The organism is Xanthomonas sp. NCPPB 3583, from assembly GCF_041475715.2.
Classification (GTDB): Bacteria; Pseudomonadota; Gammaproteobacteria; order Xanthomonadales; family Xanthomonadaceae; genus Xanthomonas; species Xanthomonas euvesicatoria.
This window is the reverse complement of the sequence record NZ_CM191263.1, coordinates 1,287,250-1,305,495: the sequence shown is the minus strand read 5'-3', so window position 1 is coordinate 1,305,495 and position 18,246 is coordinate 1,287,250. Positions and strand designations below refer to the sequence as shown.

Below are 18,246 nucleotides of genomic sequence, written 5' to 3'. Positions count from 1 at the left end.
GCAATGACGGCTGCACCGCCTCACCCCAACTGATCTCCCCTGGCCCGTTGGCACAAGATGGAGCTCGGCGCAGGCTGAGGGGTCCAGTTGCCAAGCGATGGTGCACGACGAGGTCGAGTTGCGCATCGCCGGGCTGCCGACCCTCACCGGCTCCCCAGCGCGCAGCAGAGGGTTGGCCCGTCTCCCGCTACTCCCACCTCTGCATTGCCGAAATCCGACTGCGATCACGGCTGGCCGGTGCACTTACGCTTTCGGCGGCTCGTCTTTCTGGTTGAACACACGCTCCATCACTTCCAGCAGTTCGTCTTCGGAGAACGGCTTGGTGATGTAGGCGCGGGCCCCCTGGCGCATGCCCCACATGCGGTCGGTGTCCTGATCCTTGGTGGTGACCAGGATGACCGGAATATGCTGGGTGGTGGGCTCGCGCTTGAGCGTGCGCGTGGCCTGGAACCCGTTGAGGTTGGGCATCACCACGTCCATCAGCACCAGATCCGGCAGCGATTCCTTGGCCGCTTCCACGCCGGCGGCCCCATCGGTGGCGGTGATGGTTTCGTGGCCCAGCTTCTCGACGATGCGCTGAATCCCCAGCAGCTGCGACGGCGAGTCGTCGACGATCAAAATACGTGCCATGTGTTTCCCCTAGTGTGCGCGGCGAGTGTAGTGCGCCGGCCGCGCTTTCGATAGCTGGGCCAGGTGAGTTGTGTGCTGGTTCGAGGTTTGCGAGCGAGGCCAGAGGTGATGGAGCGAGGCGCTGTTTTTGCGAGTCGCTGGAGCCATTACGTCCAATAGCCCAGGCTGGATTCAATACAGGGCTTACCGAGCCAACGCGTCGATTCGCTGCCCCCCTACTCCCCTTTCGGGGCAGGGAAAGGGGCGCGTGGCGCTGGATGGGGCGGGATCCCGATGCGCCGGGGGCAGATCGAGTTGATGATCACGTTGCGGAGCAACCGAATCCCCTGCCCCGCTCGCCCAAGGGAGAGGGGCGGGCTCCCCTCTCCGGGGCCGGCTGAGGGTGCGGCCAAGACTCGACGCTGTTGGTCGTCGACATCAACGGCTGCATCGCAGGACGACCCTAGCCTGCCTCATCCCTCGTACGCGCACAGCTGATCCAGCCCGCGCCGACCGGCTCAGCTCACGGTCTCGCCGAATGCCTTGGCCAGATTGCGGTATGCCTTCTTCTGCGCGTCGTCGGTCGGGGCTGGGGCGAGGATTTCCAGTTCCACGATCTGGTCGCCCGGGGTGGTGCCCGGCAGGCCGCGGCCGCGCAGGCGCAGCTTGCGCCCGGCATCGGAGTCGGCCGGCACCTTCAATTCGACCGAGCCGCCCAAGGTGGGCACGCTGATGGTGGTGCCCAGCGCCGCCTGCCAGGGCATGACCTGCAAGGTGTACAGGATGTTGCGCCCGTCCACTTCGAAATGCGGATGCGCCGCGTATTCGATCTCCAGCAACAGGTTGCCGCCGCCGTTGCCCTGCCCGCTCAGGCGGATCACCTGGCCGGGCTGCACGCCCTTGGGCACGCGCACGTCCAGTTGCTTGCCATTGATGGTGATGCGCACGCTGTCGCCCGAATGCACCGCTTCCAGCGGCACCGCAAGCTTGGCGCGGGTGTCGCCGCGCGCCTGCGGGCCGGCACCTGCACCTGCACCGGGCCCGGCGCCCGGGCCGCGCGGACGGCCACCGCGCTGGCCGGCGAACAGGCTTTCGAAGAAATCGCTGAAGCCGCCACCGGCGCCGCCGTTGCCGAACACCTCTTCGAAATCGAAGCCCTGCCCGCCACCGTAATTGGGCGGGGCCTGGAACTCGTCGCCCGGCCGGAATCCCTGCGCCTTCAACTGGTCGTAGGCCTTGCGCTTGGCCGGGTCGCGCAGCGCTTCGTAGGCTTCGTTGATCGCCTTGAACTTGTCTTCGGCGCCGGCTTCCTTGCTGACGTCGGGGTGATATTTGCGCGCGAGCCGGCGGTAGGCGGTCTTGATTTCCGCATCGCCTGCACTGGGCTCCACGCCGAGCGTTGCGTAGTAATCCTTGAATTCCATCTAATCACCTCTGGAAAAAAAACGGCCCGCAGCCGAGGCCACGAGCCAGTCCGAACGGCCAGCGCTGCGGCGGACAGCGCGAGTGCGGCGCGGCAGGCACGCAACCCTGCACCGTACGGACGTACGTGCCGGGTTCGCATACCAGCCGCGTCCACAAGCGGTCACGCCATGGAGCTGTTGGCCAATCTATTCGCAGCCGGGCGGGCAACCGCGCCTATTCTACGGCGCGACTGTCGCCGGAGAGCGAAGCTGCGGCCTCGCTCCAGGTCCAGCGTCGCGCGACGGCCAGTTCCGGCTGGCATGAGGTGCCATGCGAAACTGCCGGGCGCCTGGCCAGCCTGCACGCACAGTACAGGCCGGCCCAGCGGACACCGCGCGCCTGCACAGCGCGCCGCCGCGACGTTCCTTACGCTTACTGCACCGTGCTGCCGCTGGTGCTCTGACCGTTGCCCACCTGGATACGGCGCGGCGTGGCGGCCGGGCGCTTGGGAATGCGGATTTCCAGCACGCCGTTATGGCCCGCAGCCGTGATGCCATCGGCATCGGCGCTGTCTGGCAGCGCGAAGCGGCGATGGAAGCTGCCGTGACGGCGCTCAATGCGCGAAAAGCGCTCGGTTTCGGTGCTGGATTCGCTCTTGCGCTCGCCCTTGATCGACAGGATGCCCTTGTCCATCTGCACCTCGATCTGGCTCGGGTCGATGCCCGGCAAATCGGCGTACAGCACGAAGTGATTGGGCTCTTCCTTGATGTCAACGCGCGGCACCCACTGCGCGGTCACCACGGCCGATTCGTCGGTGTCGCCGTTCTGCTCGAAGAAGCGATCGAACACATGCTTGATCTCGTTCTGCAGCGCGTGGGTGGGAAATTGGGGATAACGAACGATGTTCATTGAAAGCCTCCAAACAGGTTGATGACGGGGCCGGCGACTGCGCGGTGCGCGGTTGCGCCGGCCATGTGCGTCAGATAGGCGTGGCCGCACGGATTTCAAGCGCGTTGACGCGCTTTTCCCCTACCCCTTTCTAGAATCCGTTCAGCCAAAGGAGCTAGCCGCATGACCATCCACGTTGGTGACCGCATTCCCGAAGTCGTGCTCAAGCACCTGCGCGATGGCATCGAGGCCATCGACACCCACAGCCTGTTCGCAGGCCGCAAGGTGCTGCTGTTTGCGGTACCGGGGGCCTTTACCCCCACCTGTTCGGCCAAGCACCTGCCGGGCTACGTGGAACACTTCGAGCAATTCCGCAAGCGCGGTATCGAGGTGTTGTGCACCGCGGTCAACGACCCGTTCGTGATGCAGGCCTGGGGACGCAGCCAGCTGATTCCCGACGGCCTGCACCTGTTACCCGACGGCAACGCCGAACTGGCGCGCGCCCTGGGCCTTGAAATCGACGCCAGCGGCTCGGGCATGGGCCTGCGCTCACGCCGCTACGCGCTGTATGCAGACGACGCCGTGGTCAAGGCGTTGTTTGTTGAAGAACCCGGCGAATTCAAAGTCTCTGCAGCCGATTACGTGCTGCAGCATCTGCCGGATTGAGACCCCCTTTCTCCCATCACTCAGAAGGAAAACGGCCAGCCATGTCTGATCAGCCAGCCACCAAAACTCCCGCCGGTATCACCGACACTGCCACCTTGCGCGCCCGCGCGCGCCAGAGCATCGAAGACGGCGCCATCACCGAGAGCTACCACGCCGATCGCGAGAAGGTGATCGAATTGCTCAATACCGCGCTTGCCACCGAATATGTGTGCACCTTGCGCTACTACCGCCACTATTTCATGGCCAAGGGCATGCTTGCCGACGCAGTGAAGGGCGAGTTCCTGGAGCATGCGCAACAGGAGCAAGAGCACGCGCACAAGCTGGCCGAGCGCATCGTGCAGCTGGGCGGCGAACCGGATCTCAATCCGGACACCCTGACCAAGCGCTCGCATGCCGAATACAAGGAAGGCACCGACCTGCGCGACATGGTCAAGGAAAATCTCATCGCCGAACGCATCGCCATCGATAGCTACCGGGAGATGATCGACTTCATCGGCGACAAGGACACCACCACCAAGCGCATTCTCGAAAGCATCCTGGCCCAGGAAGAAGAGCATGCCGATGAATTTGCCGACATGCTGGAAGGCTGGATTGGCGAGTGAGTTGAGTTCTGCGATGTAGCGATGCGTTGCGATGGAGATCGCAGCGAGTTGAAATTGAAATCGATTCAATGATGAGACAGACAGGGCAGCGCCTCGAGCGCCCTGTCTGTCTTTTTTTGTGCCGCCAGATTGCGCGTAAACGGTCGCGCCTCGAATGAGCAACGATCGCATAAGGCGGCCAGATCCGACACGCCGCCGCCTTCGTCAACGCCTCTGTAGGAGCGCACCTGGGCGCGATGACGCATTCCCGGTAAGACCTCTTCGCGCCCAGGTGCGCTCCTACACGTTTGTCGCGCACAGCCGGTCTGCCGCCACGCACGGGGCGGTCGCACTTGGTTGGCAACCCGGTCAGCGCAACACGCGAAAGCGCAACTGCGTCCATGCGCCATCGCTGGCCATTGCGGTGAGCGTGTGCAACCCCACTTCTTCGAAATCGCGCTGAAACCCTTGTCTTCCGGTGGTTTGCGCAATCCAGCGGCCATCCAGCAGCCAATCGATTCGCGCCTCGCTGCCCAGCGCACGTAACTGCAACCGCACCGGGTGCGCGGCGTCGTTGGCCCGCGCAAGCGTGGCGCGGTCGCTCAAGCCGTCGATGCGTAGCACCCCGCCACCGGTCATGCGCCCGTCCGGCATGCAATCGTCAGCCAACGGCGGCAGTTGTGCGGCGGCGCGTTCGGATGTACTGAGCCAGGGCGAGACCAACGCTGGCCAACGCGCCACCGCGCGCGGCACACGCGCATGCGGTTGGCTGCATTCCTGCGACAACCGCTGACCGCTGCGCGCATCGGCCTCGAAGCGCACCTGCCCGCTTTGCCAAAGGCGCGCATCGCGCTCGGCAAAGGTGAGTGGCACCGCACCGTCGAGTGCATATGCATCGGCACGACGTGCGCACAGAGGCGGTGGCGTCTGATCGGCAGCGCCGCCCAGCGGCCAGCAGATGTCGATTGCCTGCACCGAGGGCGGCATCGGCAATGGCGCACTGTCGCCAGCACTGCGGGGCAAAGCATCGATGACTTCGAACATCAACGGCAATGCGGTGACCGCACCGTATTGGCCCGGCAACGGGGTGCCGTCCGGCCGTCCTACCCAGACGCCGACGGTGTAACGCCGCGTTCCGCCAATGGCCCATGCATCGCGGTAGCCGTAACTGGTGCCGGTCTTCCACGCCACGCCGGGGCGTGCAGTAGTGTCGAAAGTACCGCTGCCGTAGCCGGGCCGCGGATTACTTTGCAAGATTTCGCGCACGATCCACGCTGCACCCGGCGACATCAGGCGCCGATCGATGCGCGCGTCATCCGGCGTATAGCGCACACGTCCGGCAATGCCGCCGCGATTGAGCGCGGCGAACGCGCCCACCAACTCCTGCAACTGTGCGCCGGTGCCGCCCAGTATCAAGGCCAGCGACGGCGTGCTGCCGGAGGGAAAATGCAGCGCAATCCCGGCATTGGACAGTCGCGCAGCAAAGCGCGCCGGGCCGATGCGATCAAGCAGATCCACCGCCGGTACGTTCAACGACAGCCGCAACGCCGTGGCCGCGCTCACCGGGCCGTTGAACGCCGCATCGAAGTTGCCGGGCCGATAGTCGCCAAAGCTCTGCGGCGCATCCACCAGCAGGCTTTCGGAATGGATCAGGCCATCGTCCAGCGCCATGCCATACAGGAAGGGCTTGAGCGTGGAGCCGGGCGAGCGCCATGCCTGCACCATGTCGACATGACCCAGGCGCTTGCGGTCGCCAAAACTGGCCGAGCCCACATAGGCGCGCGCCTCCATCGTGGCGTTGTCCACCACCAGCAATGCCGCGGAAGTGCGCTCCGGCAGCTGCGAAAAATACGTGGACACGCGCTCTTCCAGCGTGCGCTGTAATTCCACATCCAGCGTGGTGACGATACGCGCCGCACGCGGCTGCGCACTGTGCAGGCGCTGCGCCAGCAAGGCGGCATGCAACGTTGGTTTGAGCGAGCGGGTGACCACCGGTTCGATGCGCGCATCGTCCACCTGCGCGCGCGACCACACGCCCAGCTCGACCATGCGATCGAGCACCTTGTCGCGTGCGCGCTGCGCGGCTTCGGGATGACGGTCCGGGCGCAACCGGCTGGGCGACTGCGGCAATACCGCCAGCAACGCGGCCTCGGCGTGCGACAAGGCCCTGGCCGGCTTGCCCAGATACGCCCAACTGGCCGCCTCCACCCCTTCGATGGTGCCGCCATAGGGCGCACGCTCCAGATACAGCATCAGAATCTCGTGCTTGCTCAGGTGCGCTTCCAGCTGCAACGCGCGCAACAATTGCTTGGCCTTGCCCCACGGTGTGCGCGTATGCGGGTCCAGGATGCGCGCCACCTGCATGGTCAGCGTGGAGCCACCGGACACGATGTGGCCCTGCCCGATCCACTGCCCACCGGCACGCAGCAGACCCCAGGGATTGACGCCCGGGTGACGCCAGAACCAGCGGTCTTCGTAGTTCAGCAGCGCCTGCAAATACAGCGGCGAGACGCTCTGCGGCGTGGCGGGATAGCGCCATACGCCATGACGGTCGGCGAATGCACGCAACGGCGTGCCGTCGCGCGCAACCACCAAGGTGGAGGTGTCGCGGGACTTGGGCAACGGCAATGGGAAAGCCAGATCGAGCAACAGCATGACGCCCAGCAAGGCCGCCGCACTCAAGCGCAGCCACCGCAGCCAGCGACGTCCGTTGCGGGCCTGATGGTTCGGCGCTTGCGGGCGCGGCTGCGTGCGATCCATCCCTGTTGGTGCCTGCGGCTGTTCATCCATTGCGCAAAGCATGCAGGGCAAAACGCGTTTCGGCCACTCCTACGCGGCTCGGGCCTGGCGTATCGGCAGCGCGATCAGCCGCACAGCCAGCCGGACAAGCGACGAGCGCAAGGCCAGGCACAGCCCGTGAGCGGCATGCGGACCTCCCTGCGCGCAACCGTCTGATCCTACCTGTGGCCACCGCATGCAGGGGTGACTGCGATGATCAGCCGCTCACACCGAAGGCGCGGCCGGCGCCCTTCGGCAGCAGCACGCATTGGCGGCAGTTGGTGGCGATGCTCACGTGCGCACTTCGGTAGACGTTATGTCTCGTCCGTCGAGTTGTCTGGTGCACGGCGCGCCGTGCCAGACCTGGTTGCCGCCGCCTGGGACGGCGGCATAGTCACTTCCGCTCAGCGCTTTTCCAACGTGGCGCGGTAGCGCAACAAGGCTTCCGGTGCATCGGTCTGGATGATCGACACACCGTCGCGGTACATCCGGCCCCAGACCCTGCCAGGGTCGCGCTCGGCGTCCGCATCGCCGCCATAGCCGGCAATGAAACCTTCCCACAACGAATTGACCATCAGCCGCACGTTGTGCGCCTTGCTCACCGCTGCCAGGGCCGGTAATTGCGCGGCGGTCATCTTGGGCAACTCGAATGCCATCGGACGCGCATTGCGCGTCTGTGCCGTTGCAATGGCCGCAAGATCGGCATTGCCATGCGCGTTGATCAGGATCGGGAAGAAGTACACGGTGTTGAAGGGCGGCATCGCAGCCAGTGGCGCGGTAGAAATACCGGCTTCGGCCTTGACGATCACCTGATGCTGCATGCCGGCGCGTGCGACCGCGTCGATCACCTGCACGTAGATCGCGTCCTTGACATCCAGGTTGAGCAGGATGTTCCCCTTGGCCTTGGCCAGCATCTGCTCGAGCGTGACCACGCGCTGGTCGGTCAGCGGTGCCTGTGCACCGCCTTCGTCGCTGCGCAGGCGTAGCTTCTGCAGATCGGCCAGGGTCAACTCGGAGAGCTTGCCGGTGCCATCGGTAGTGCGGTCCACGGTGGCGTCATGCAGCATCACCAGGCTGCCGTCGGCGGCACGCCGCACATCGGTTTCCATCACATCGGCGCCGATGGCGATGCAGCGCTCCAACGCCGCCAGCGAATTTTCCGGCGCGGTCTCGGTGAAGCCATGCTGTGGCGCGGCGGCATGACATCCGCGGTGCGCCACCACGACGAGGCCGCCCTGCGGGTTGGTCAGGCGCGCCTGGATCGCGGCCACGCCTGTCGGTGCGGCACTTGCTGCAGTGGTCACGACTGTGCACAGCACGGCGGCGAGGACGGCAATGGGGCGTGATGTCATCGAACAACTCCAAGCAGATGTTTGCAAACGGTAGCGCGGCGGACCGGCGTTGCCGCGTCGCACACGCGGCTGAAATTAAGCGGGTGGACGGCAGGCATCGATTTCAGGATGGCAGGCTCCGCCACCTCTTGCCCGGCTGACCTCACAACGTGGGCGTGAACCGCAGACCCACCCAATAGGTGGTGGGCACCGAGTAACTGTCCTTGAGCAGATTCTGCCCGGGGCCGGTCACGCTGGTGATGCGGCTGTGGGTGATGTTGCTGACCTGGCCGATCAGGCTCAACTGCTTGCTCACCGCATAGGTGGCGGTGAAATCCAGTTGCGAACGCGGCGACCAATACAGGTCCTGCCAGTCGATATTGCTGACGACCGAGCGCAGCGCCTTGCCTTGCCGGTTGTAGGCCGCGCGCAGTTCCAGCCCGCCGGTGTTGTAGAACAGCGTTGCGTTGGCGGTGTAATCGGGCTGACCGACCAGATTGTCGAGCGTGCGCTCGCGCTGGGTCAGGCTGCTGCCGCTACCGACGCTGTAAGGCACGTCCAGGCTGCCATCGAGCAATGCGAGGTTTGCGCTGAAACCGACGCCGCTCAACCACGGCGCGACCGGCCCTAACGTGTTGACGATGCCGTTGAACTCCACACCACGGATGCGCGCCTTGGCGGCATTGGCCGGTGTGCTGATCAACGCATTCGCATACGTGGTGCCGTCGAAGGTGAAGCTATCGGTGCGCGAGAGCGTGAAGATCTCGTCCTGGATATGTTTGTCGAAGACGGCAGCGGATGCGAACGCATCGAAATCGCCGGGAAGGCGCCATTCCAGCGACAGGTCCAGGTTGTTGGATACGCGCGGCTTGATGTCGGGGTTGCCGATGGTGACGGTGACGCCCTGCGCATTCGGGTTGCCGGCGTCTGTCGTATTGACAAAGCCGATGGAGGTGCGCGCCGCATAGGCGTCGTACGGCGGGCGGCCCAACGTGCGGCTTGCACCGGCACGCAGATCCAGCGCATCGGTCAGGTGATAGGTCATCACCGCCGAAGGCAGCAGATAGTCGTAATCCGCACTGGTCGGGTTATCGACGTACACGTAGTGATTGGTTGCCGCATCCAGCTGCCGCTGGCGGCCCACCGTGTCGAGCTTGGTGCTGTCGAAATGCACACCGGCCTGCGCGTTCAAGCGATCGCTGCGATAGCTGACCAAGCCATAGCTGCCGAAGATTTTTTCGGTATGCGTGAAATTATCCTGGTTGCTGAAGGCCTGCTGGTCGGTGCTGTTGAATGCGCTCAACGGCGTGGCCGCCAGCACGCGATTGGCCTTGTTCGGGTCGATGCTCAGCAGGTTCAAACCGGCATAGCGCATCGGCGCCCTGCCGGTGCCTACCACGTCGGCCAGGCCGAACGCCGGCGCCGTCGTATTGGGCTGATACTCGACGCGATAGATCTCATAGGACGGCTTGTCGGTGGTATACGACACGCCTGCCGCAAAACCGATGCCTTGATCGCTTTCGCCTTGGTTGAAACCGTAATCGAGCCGACCGGTGAGGATGCGGTCGGACGCGGTGCGTTTATAGTCCGGGCGCCAGTACGACAGGCTGTAATTGTCCAGGTCGTCATACGCCTGCGGCGACACGCCGAAGCGTTGATCCAGGCCGGAAGTGTCGTAATTGAACGCATAATTGGGCGTGGCATTGATGGTCACGCCACTGCCGGTCTGGCCCACCGGCACCGGTGCCGGACGCGTGATGCCGGTGGCGTACTTGATCATGCGAATCGGCTCGTCGTAGGTCGCATCCGACCACGCGCCACGCGCGGAAAGCTGTTGGCGATCGGTGGGCCGCCAGATCGTTCCCAGCTGCGCCACCTTGGTACGTGTGGTGACGATCTGGTTCGAATAGCCCACCTCGATGTCGCCACCGGGATAACTGCCGGAAGTTGCGGTTTGATTGAAGACCTGGCCACGGTTGCGCGGGTCGATGATGACCTCGTTGCGCTCCATGTCGTCCTTGAAATAGTAGTAGCCGGCCATGGCGTAGGCTTCGAGCGCCGCGCTGGGCCGCATCTCGAACTTGCCGGTGAGGCCATAACGGTCGCGCTGATCTTGCACGTACCAGTATTTATCCTGCTGCGGCACCGCCCAGCCATTGCCGAGATTGTCGCCGGTCTGCAACACACCGCTGTTGTCGTAGAACCCGTAGTGCACCGTGTCGGTGGTCATATGGGTTTCGGTGTAGCTGCTCAGCGTTTGATAGTTGGCAGACACGGTGAGACCGTACTGCTGCTCGCTACCGAAGGTGCGGCTGCCGGTGGCGTTGACGCGATAGCCCGGATCGTCCTGATCGCGCGGCTTGCCCACATCGTTGGCGTGGCCTAGCGCCGCCTCGGCGCTGAAGAACGGCTTGCCGCCGTTTTCGAACGCGCTGCGGGTTTTCAGGTTGATCGCACCGCCGGTGGCGTTGGGGTCCAGGTCGGGCGTGAAGGTCTTGACCACCTGCAATTCGCTGACCATCGAGGCCGGCAACAGATCCAGGCGCACACCGCGGGTGATCGAACCGAGCGTGCCGTTCGGTGTACCGGGCGAGGCGATGGTGAGCCCGTCGATGGTGACGTTGTTGTATGACGGCCCCAGGCCACGCAATACCGGCGTGGCCGCTTCATCGCGCGGATGCTCGTTGTCGGTGGCAGGCAAGACGGACAAGCCCGGCACGCGCCGCAATGCCTCAACGATGGTGCTGTCGGGCAAGGCACGCACGTCGGTGGCGCTGATCACATCGGTGATATTGGTGGCCGCACGCTTGCTTTCCACCGCAGCCGCGTTGGCGCGGCGCACGCCGGTGACCTGCATGGCATCGAGGGTTTGTACGGCGGTTTTGGCGATGTCTGCGGCAGTTGCATCTCTGCTAGGTGCGTCGCTGTTGGGTGCGTCGCTCGGCGAGGCTGCGGTCGCGAGGCCAGAGAGTTTTTCAAAGGCTGACGCTGTCTCGACAGGTCGCTGGCTTTCGTTGGATGAAGCACCGGCTGGGCGCATCGATGACGCCAGGCGCGCGGAGTCGGATGAGGTAGCGACACTTTGAGCCTGCACGCCAGGCGAGCATGCTGCGATGGCCACAGCGAGAACGGACAGGTGCATACGGTACGGATCGAAGCGCTGCATGGAATCCCGTAAGTCGCGCATCAATCATGCTGCGCTGATGAGAAAGCACGCCACCGTAGAGCGTAAAAATGACCGTAGAGCGTAAAAATGAACTTTGCGTGTCGCTACCATCGCACCGAAAAGACAAGGCGCAGCGATATCGCTGCATGCGAAGCAAGCACTCAGCGGCTACCGGGAAACATCGCAAGCGCGCTGCAAAAGCCCCTCTACTTGCGGGAGAGGGGCTGGGGTGAGGGTACGGGCGAAGCCACTCATGCCATGCCAACGACACCAGGCTTCGCTCGTCCCCTCATCCGCCCCTGGCAGGGCCCCTTCTCCCGACGGAGAAGGGCGAACGCGTCACCTTACGGCTGCACCACCGTCATCGTGGCTGGCGTGCTGCGCCCCACACCACGCAACTCCGGCCGGTACATGTCTTCCACCAGCGAGGGCGGCACCGTGTAGGTCCCCGGGGTGACGGCACGCACCAGGTAGTACACCTGCGCCTTGCTGCCCGAAGACAGCGCCAGCGCGGCCACATAGCGGTCGTCGCGGAACTCTTCGTGCTTGACGTCGGCGGCGCTGGACCGCTCGCTGATGCCGATGCCGTCCACCACCACGTCGGCCCATTGCTTGGCATCGCCCAGATTGAAATTCTCGATTTCCAAACCGGCCGGCAACAGGTCGGTGAGCAAGGCGTCGGGCATGCTGCTGTTGGCAGTGATGCTGACGCGCACGATCAACGCTTCGCCTTCCTTGAGTGGACGCGGGGTCCACGGCTTGCCGTCGGTGGTGTACCAGCTGCGCTCCACGCTGAGATTGCGCGTGTCCGGTTCCGGTGTGCTGCGCGGAATGCCGGCCACTTCCAGGCTGGCGTACATCGGCGCCTCGCCTTGTGGCGCGAACTGCACGCCGCGCGCCAGGGCGGCACTGTCGAAACTGCGCCCGAACACGCGTGCCGGTGCGATCTGCTGTACCTGGTCGCCCACCGTCAAGCTGCCGGACACCTGCTTGCCCTGCCCGGCCATCAACGCCTTGCCCAACCGCGCAAGCGCCACTTGCTCCTGCGTGCTCAGCCACAACCAACCGGTCGCGCGACGTGCATCCAACGCGCGGCCCAGGGCCCCCGCGCGGGTGTCGTACTCGGGCTTGGACAAACCGCGTTCGTGCAGCAACGCCATCATCAAGGCGTCGTCGCGGATCGCGCTGCCGTAATCGCCGAAGTACGGCGGACGCTCGCTGCTGTCCTTGGCAAACCCGGCCTTGATCGCCGCATCGCCACGCTTGGTATCGCCCTGGAGCGACAAGGCGATGCCCAGATGCACCAGCGACAGGCCCGTCAGCGCCTTGTCGCGCTGGTTGTCGTACAGCGCGCGCAGCGTGCCCAGCGGCGCGCGGTTGACGCGTGCCAGTACGTAGCCGGACCAGGCCTGATTGGCGAACTTCAAGTTGTCGCGACGGTCCTGCCCATAGAACTCGTTGCCACCGGACAACAGATCTTCGCTCAGGCGATTGAGCGCCTTCTGCAGCACCGTGTCGGGCACCGCGAAACCGGCGTCCTTGGCGTCGAGCAGGAATTCGGCAATGTATGGGGTCAGGCCCGGATTGACGTGGCCATCGTCGCCCCACATCGAAAAATGCCCGCTGGCGATCTGCATCGACGCCAGACGCCCGAACGCGCCTTCCATGCGCTCGCGGCGCTTGGCCGCCTCCAGCCCCTTGGTGCCGAGCGTTCTGGCGGTGGCATCGTCGAGCAGCAGCGCCGCATAGCCCTTGCTGGTGGTCTGCTCGGCGCAGCCGTACGGATACTCCAACGCGCCCTGCAATGCGCTGGCGAACGGAATCGGCGGCAACGCGCTGACCACCATGCGCGCGGTCACCGAGCCGGCCATCAGGCCATCGGCAAAGCCGCTGTCCAGGGTGATCGGCGCCAGCGGGTCGAGTACGCGGGTCTGTGCCCGCAACACCTGTGGCCAGCCGGCGCGCACCGGCAGCTCGTAGCTGCGGTCGGCCTTGAAGCCATTGCCATCCACGCGCACGCGCACCTTGGCCACGCTATAGCCTTCGGTGGCGCTCAGCGGGAAGCTCAGCGTCTGCTTGGCGTCCACGCCGAGCTTGACGCTGCGCGACGCCTCGCCGATGGCGAGCGGGCCAATGCCCTCCACACGCACGTTGAATTCGCCCGGCTTGCCGGTGAAATTCTGCACGTCCAGCGTCACCGTGCTGCGGTCGCCCGGTGCCATCACCCGCGGCATGCTGGCTTCGGCCAGGATCGGCGCACGCACGATGGTTTCCATATCGCGGTTGCCGTAACGGGTATCCGAGTACACCAACGCCGACACGCGCAAGGTGCCGTTGAAATCCGGCACCGGCAGTTGCACGCGCGCATTGCCCTTTGCGTCGAGTTTTACCGAGCCGGAAAACAGGTCAACCGTCTGCACGCGCGCGGTCGGGCGCTTGGCCTGCGGCAAGGCTTCCAGCGCCATGTCGCCGCCGAACTTCAGTTTGCCGCTGGCGCCTTCGAAACTTTCGATCACCCGCCCATAGATGTCGTACGCATCGGTCCCCAGACGACGCTGCGCGAAGAACTGCGCGTTGGCATCGGGCACCGGGAAACGGGTGATGTTGAGGATGCCCACGTCCACTGCCGAAATGGTCACGTGCGCGGCCTTGCCCGCCAGTTCGGGCACGCTCACCGTCACCGGCAACGGCTGCTCGGGGCGCATCTGCTTGGGCGCGGACAAGCCCACCGCCACCCGCCGCGCCTTGCGGTCCATCGGCACATAGGCCACGCCCACCGCGCGTGCCGGGGTGATCTTGCTGGGCGCACTGCCGCCGCGGAAGACCAGTGCGGTGACATACACATCGTGGCGCTCCCACGCCTCGGTCACCGGAACCTCGAAGCTGCTGCCGGGCTTGACGTCGATGTCCTGCACGTACAACAGCTTGTCGCTTTCCACCAGCAGCACGCCCTTGCCGGCATGCGGAGGGGTCAGCGTGACCTTGAGCGTGTCGCCGGCGCGGTAGCCGGTCTTGTCCAGCGCCAGCTTGACCTTGTCCGGGCGCGCATCCAGGCCACGGTTTTCATCGTTCCAGCTCCAGCCGGCGCGGAACGGGTAACGCGTGGTCAGCCCGCTCGCCGGGTCGAATACGTCCAGGCGGTACTCGCCCCATTCCACCGGGAAATCGATCTTGGCATTGACGCTGCCCACATCCAGCGTGCGCGTGTCCTTGTTTTCGAAGCGACGGGTGAAGTCGTAATCCCAGTGGTTGTCGGTGTAGTTCCAGTGGTAATCGCGCAGCTCGCGCACCAGCGTGACCTTCAGGCCCTTGGCCGGCTGCGGTTTGCCATCGGCATCCACGCGGGTCACTTCGAAGCGCGCCGTCCCATTGGCATCGGCGCCGTCGGCGTCGTCGAACAACGGCCGCACGCCGACCAGGGCCTTGGCCGGCCACAGCACGCGCTTGAGGGTGCGGGTGACCGTGCGCCCGCCGGTTTCGTACACGCTACCGGAGACGACCGCGGCAATCGTGCTGACCGGCTTGGCCTCGTCCGGCAATGCGATGTCTTCGCGCAGGATGCCGTCGCCGCCGAATTCGGTGTCGATCACGTCCCTGGCTTCGCGCGGCAGCTCCAGCGTGGGGTCGCCGAAGAACCAGCCGGGCAACGCTTCGAGCGGATGCTGCTCCACACTGACTGCCAGCTTGGCGGTGAAACGGTTGCCAGCGGCCGGTGCGCCGTACAGATACGCGGCATTGGCCACCAGCTTGAACGGCTGGCCGGCGCTCAAGGTCTTTTGCGTGCTGTCCAGGTCCAGCTTCATGCGCTCGGGCAGGAACTCTTCCACGCGCACGGTCATGCCCTGCACGGCGTCCTTGCTGGCCGGATCTGTGCGAAATTCCACCTGCCAACGGCCGGTCGGTGCATCGGCCGGAATCTGCTGGGCGAATTCGAAGTAGCCCTGCTCGCCCGGCAGCAGTTTGGTCTCGCGGAAGGTCTTGCCGTCCGGCTGCTTCAGGCGCAGGAACACCGGTTGCGGCTTGGTCGGTTTGCCGTCGTTGTCGCGCAGGATCGCCGAGACGCGCATGGTCTCGCCGGGGCGATACAGATCGCGACCGGCCCAGGCGAACACATCGAACCACGCGCCCTGGCGCCCGGCCACGGCGAACTCGCTCAGATCCAGTGCGGGCTGGTTGAACGGCAGCAGCGTAATGTCGGTCTTGCTGCGTGCGGTCAGCACATGGCCGGCGTCGAGCGTGTAGTTGAGCAGCGCATTGCCGTTACCGTCGGTCGCCCCTTTCAGGAACAACTCGCCCTTGGCATCGAGGATGCGCAGCTCCACGTTCTTGACCGGCTCGCCGCTCTGCAACGAGGCGGTGTGCACGAACAACTTGTCCTTGTAGGCGCGCGTATGCAGGCCGATGTCGCTGACGGTAAAGAACGCGGTGTCGAATTCGTTCTCGAAACTGCCGGCGCGCTTCATCACCGCGAAATACAAACCCGGTTCCTGCAGTTCCTTGATGTCCTGCGTCGGCAGGTAGGTCAGCACACGCTCGTTCTGCTTGCCGCCAAGGATGAAGCGATTGACGTAGACCGGGTCGGCCAGCTTGGACAACGGCTGGTTGCCGCTGTATTCGCTCTCCAGATCCCAGCTGCCACGGCGCCCGCCACGCTGGAACTGCTGGAAGAACGCCGGCAGCGACTTCTCGCGCACGCGCAGGAACTCGACGTCCACTTCCGGCACGTTCACCGACACCACCGGCAGGCCACGGCTCTCGCGCGCCGGCAGCACGCTGCCCTGCGAAGCGAACCCGGCCACAGGCTTGAGTTCGCCGGTGTAGACCTTTTGCTTGAGTGGCTTGCCCAGGCGGCTGCCGTCGGCGGCCAGCAGGTTGGCGTCGACCAGGACGGTGTAGTCCTTGGCCGCTTCGACGTACGGGTAGCGCAGCGTCTTGCCGTCCTCGGACAGCGTCCAGCTACTGTCGCCCGTGCCCACCTTTTCTTCGAAGCGCACCAGCGCATCGAAATCCTGCGTGCCGACCAGTGGCCGCGAGAATTCCAGTGCCAGCGACAGGCCGTCGCTGGTCTGGTCGGGATAGGCACGCGCCAGCGCGAAACCGGTGATGGCCTGCTTTTCGGCCTTGATCGCCTCGCCACTGGCGGCGGGTAGCTGACCGCTTTCGTTGCGCTTGCACGCCACCGCGCCGATCGCCACGGCCAGCAACACCGCCCACAGCACAACCCGCCGCGTGCCCGACCGCATCATCCGTGATCCCTGGCTGTCCATTCGTGCTACTCGCAATGTGAGAACGCAAGTATAACGACGCTGCGCATCTGGCTGATGGCGCCGATGCGACGACGTGGCTGCTTGCCGATGGGCGGCAAGCGTGCGCTGCTGGCGAGCGATGCGATGGCAGACTGGCGGTGAGCGCAGTGGTCTGGTACTCGCGCTTGGAGCGACCGCCGAACCACGTCATGCCGCCTGGCGCAGGCAGCTGGACTGCGACTTGCCTGCAGGGCCTCGCTCGTTCTGTCATCTCGTCCATCGAATGCCAACAATCGATCCGCGGCAGCACGCGAGCCGAGTGACCCGCGTTCAGTTGGTCAGCAGCCAACTGTTTAGCGCGGTGCCCTCACCGCTTGCGGGACCGATGGCGGCATGGATGACGCCATCGATCCCCCACGGACAGGTTCACGGCGTGTCCCGTGATCGGTGAGGGCACCGCGCTGTCGACCAACCCGGCTTTTGGCTAGATCACAAAGAGCTGCAAAGAAGCACTCGCCGCGGGATCAGGCATGACTCTTTGTGTTCCTCATTCTCCGTGCAACTCCAACAACGCACGCATGTACATCTCGATCAGCGCCGGCTTGTCCACGTGCAAACAGGCCTGCACATTGGGCGCACCAGCCCCTTCGCGGGTATAGCCTTGCGCATCCACGTCCAGATGCAAGGGCGTGGTCGGGCACAGCGCCGGACGTAGCAACCAGGCCACCGGCACCACATCGAACAACGTGGGCGTGGCACTGGCCCAGGGCTGGTCGGTGTTGCGCCACTGGTAGTACAGCTGCGTGAGCGCATCGGTCAGCCCGTCGCCATGCGCAAACAGTGCGATGCGCTCGGGTTCTTCCAGGCTGATCTGCGTGGCATCCAGTGGCAACAGCACGATTGGCACACCAGATGAGAACACGCGCTGCGCTGCAGGCACATCGGCAAGGATGTTGTACTCCGGCGCCGGCGCACTGGCCGGACGATACGCAGACTTGCCATAACCCACCCGCACCGATCCGCCCATCGCCACCACACGCTTGAGCTTGGCAAAGCCGACCGGGTCACGTTGCTGCGCCAGCGCCGCATCGGTCATCGGCCCCAGCACCAGCAAGGTGACCTCGCCCGGATGCTGGCGCGCCTGCTGCAGGATCATCGCGGCCGCATCCGGCAGTGCCGCCGGCAACTGCCCCTTGGCCGCCCAGCGCGCCTGGCTGAAGGCGATGGTGCTGGTGGTACGCGCGCCCGCTGCCAGCGGAATCTCGCTGCGCCCGGCCTGCTGCAACAACCGCTGCAGCAACTGCGCACGCAACGCGGTGTCGCCCCATGTCGATGCGATGCCCAGCACCTGCAACTGCGGGCTACGCAGCAATAGCCCCAACGCGAAGGCATCGTCGATATCGTCGCCAACGTCGGTAGACACCACCACTTTCTCGGCCTGCACCGATGCCAGCGTGGATTGCACGGCCGCGGCGGACTGCTGCGCCCCCGCGGTTGTCGCCACGCACCACATCGCCATCGCTACCCACGCGCGTTGCCAGGTCCGCTGCATCTGCCCACTCCTGCTGCCATAAAAA

Annotated in this window: 10 protein-coding genes; 2 read left to right on the top strand and 8 right to left on the bottom strand. The window is 65.0% G+C overall.

Features of this window, described 5'->3' with window-relative positions; all coding sequences use genetic code 11:
* Positions 1–243: 243 nt before the first annotated feature.
* The 3 genes from pilH to ACCQ07_RS05910 all read right to left on the bottom strand — a co-directional run bounded on the left by pilH (position 244) and on the right by ACCQ07_RS05910 (position 2,922).
* Positions 244–630, bottom strand: coding sequence for a twitching motility response regulator PilH (gene pilH / locus ACCQ07_RS05920; RefSeq protein ID WP_008578169.1), 387 nt, complete (start codon positions 628–630; stop codon positions 244–246).
* A gap of 497 nt (positions 631–1,127) precedes the next feature.
* Complete coding sequence (locus ACCQ07_RS05915) at positions 1,128–2,033, bottom strand: DnaJ C-terminal domain-containing protein (RefSeq protein ID WP_127165237.1); 906 nt, start codon at positions 2,031–2,033, stop codon at positions 1,128–1,130.
* A gap of 412 nt (positions 2,034–2,445) precedes the next feature.
* Positions 2,446–2,922, bottom strand: a complete 477-nt coding sequence (locus tag ACCQ07_RS05910) for an Hsp20/alpha crystallin family protein (RefSeq protein WP_008571577.1) — start codon at positions 2,920–2,922, stop codon at positions 2,446–2,448.
* A gap of 162 nt (positions 2,923–3,084) precedes the next feature.
* Between ACCQ07_RS05910 and ACCQ07_RS05905 the strand changes: the two genes are divergently transcribed.
* Together ACCQ07_RS05905 and ACCQ07_RS05900 are read left to right on the top strand one after the other, a co-directional pair.
* On the top strand, positions 3,085–3,567 hold the full coding sequence (locus ACCQ07_RS05905; RefSeq protein ID WP_031421467.1) for a peroxiredoxin: 483 nt from the start codon (positions 3,085–3,087) through the stop codon (positions 3,565–3,567).
* 41 nt (positions 3,568–3,608) lie between these two features.
* Entirely contained in the window at positions 3,609–4,169 is a 561-nt protein-coding gene (locus ACCQ07_RS05900; RefSeq protein ID WP_008571580.1) for a ferritin-like domain-containing protein, read from the top strand.
* 348 nt (positions 4,170–4,517) lie between these two features.
* On the opposite strand, the gene pbpC is transcribed toward ACCQ07_RS05900, so the two are convergent.
* From pbpC to ACCQ07_RS05875, 5 genes are all read right to left on the bottom strand, one after another.
* Positions 4,518–6,938, bottom strand: coding sequence for a penicillin-binding protein 1C (pbpC, locus tag ACCQ07_RS05895; protein WP_372363889.1), 2,421 nt, complete (start codon positions 6,936–6,938; stop codon positions 4,518–4,520).
* A gap of 392 nt (positions 6,939–7,330) precedes the next feature.
* A complete protein-coding gene (locus tag ACCQ07_RS05890; RefSeq protein ID WP_372176382.1) occupies positions 7,331–8,278 on the bottom strand; it encodes a glycerophosphodiester phosphodiesterase family protein in 948 nt (315 codons plus the stop codon).
* Between the two features lie 142 nt (positions 8,279–8,420).
* Positions 8,421–11,423, bottom strand: a complete 3,003-nt coding sequence (locus ACCQ07_RS05885) for a TonB-dependent receptor (RefSeq protein ID WP_372165808.1) — start codon at positions 11,421–11,423, stop codon at positions 8,421–8,423.
* A 344-nt stretch (positions 11,424–11,767) separates the two neighbouring features.
* Positions 11,768–16,669 (bottom strand): alpha-2-macroglobulin family protein, encoded by a 4,902-nt coding sequence (locus tag ACCQ07_RS05880; RefSeq protein WP_372363888.1) that lies wholly within the window; start codon positions 16,667–16,669, stop codon positions 11,768–11,770.
* A gap of 547 nt (positions 16,670–17,216) precedes the next feature.
* Positions 17,217–18,221, bottom strand: a complete 1,005-nt coding sequence (locus ACCQ07_RS05875; RefSeq protein WP_338338753.1) for a nucleoside hydrolase — start codon at positions 18,219–18,221, stop codon at positions 17,217–17,219.
* Positions 18,222–18,246 lie beyond the last annotated feature (25 nt).

Bases quoted from the DNA above. Each gene is read 5' to 3' on its own strand.
- ACCQ07_RS05890 (WP_372176382.1), bottom strand. From the start codon at position 8,278: ATGACATCACGCCCCATTGCCGTCCTCGCCGCCGTGCTGTGCACAGTC.
- ACCQ07_RS05875 (WP_338338753.1), bottom strand. From the start codon at position 18,221: ATGCAGCGGACCTGGCAACGCGCGTGGGTAGCGATGGCGATGTGGTGC.
- pilH (WP_008578169.1), bottom strand. From the start codon at position 630: ATGGCACGTATTTTGATCGTCGACGACTCGCCGTCGCAGCTGCTGGGG.
- ACCQ07_RS05915 (WP_127165237.1), bottom strand. From the start codon at position 2,033: ATGGAATTCAAGGATTACTACGCAACGCTCGGCGTGGAGCCCAGTGCA.
- ACCQ07_RS05880 (WP_372363888.1), bottom strand. From the start codon at position 16,669: ATGATGCGGTCGGGCACGCGGCGGGTTGTGCTGTGGGCGGTGTTGCTG.
- ACCQ07_RS05900 (WP_008571580.1), top strand. From the start codon at position 3,609: ATGTCTGATCAGCCAGCCACCAAAACTCCCGCCGGTATCACCGACACT.
- ACCQ07_RS05905 (WP_031421467.1), top strand. From the start codon at position 3,085: ATGACCATCCACGTTGGTGACCGCATTCCCGAAGTCGTGCTCAAGCAC.
- pbpC (WP_372363889.1), bottom strand. From the start codon at position 6,938: ATGGATGAACAGCCGCAGGCACCAACAGGGATGGATCGCACGCAGCCG.
- ACCQ07_RS05885 (WP_372165808.1), bottom strand. From the start codon at position 11,423: ATGCAGCGCTTCGATCCGTACCGTATGCACCTGTCCGTTCTCGCTGTG.
- ACCQ07_RS05910 (WP_008571577.1), bottom strand. From the start codon at position 2,922: ATGAACATCGTTCGTTATCCCCAATTTCCCACCCACGCGCTGCAGAAC.